At 72.2% G+C, this 363-nt stretch carries 1 protein-coding gene; it reads left to right on the forward strand.

Annotation, left to right across the window (positions count from 1 at the left end; genetic code table 11):
- Positions 1 to 107: 107 nt before the first annotated feature.
- On the forward strand, positions 108 to 363 hold a 256-nt coding region (locus WDW90_RS38500; protein ID WP_336492922.1), incomplete at its 3' end, for a cytochrome c.

Below are 363 nucleotides of genomic sequence, written 5' to 3' on the forward strand. Positions count from 1 at the left end.
GGCAATGACGGGGCGACCCAGCCGATGGAGCCGCTCTGGAACCCGGCCGGCTACATGCGCAACGTGGTCGAGACCACGCGCGTGCAGGCGGCGTGAGGGAGGCGGGAATGACGAGGCAGCTCTCTCTCATCGCGGCCGCGGCCCTCGCGCTGGCGGGCGGCGCGGCCCTTGCCGCCCCGCGCGGCTACGACCTGCCCGAGGCGACGGCGCAGCTCAGGCCGGCCGAGGGGCACGAGGCCGGCTACGCGGCGGCGCAGGCCAATTGCGTGGCCTGCCACTCGGTCGACTACATCGCCATGCAGCCGCCGAAGAAGGGCAAGGCGTTCTGGGACGCGGAGGTGACCAAGATGATCAAGGTCTACC

This window comes from Methylobacterium nigriterrae, assembly GCF_037106235.1.
GTDB lineage: Bacteria > Pseudomonadota > Alphaproteobacteria > Rhizobiales > Beijerinckiaceae > Methylobacterium > Methylobacterium nigriterrae.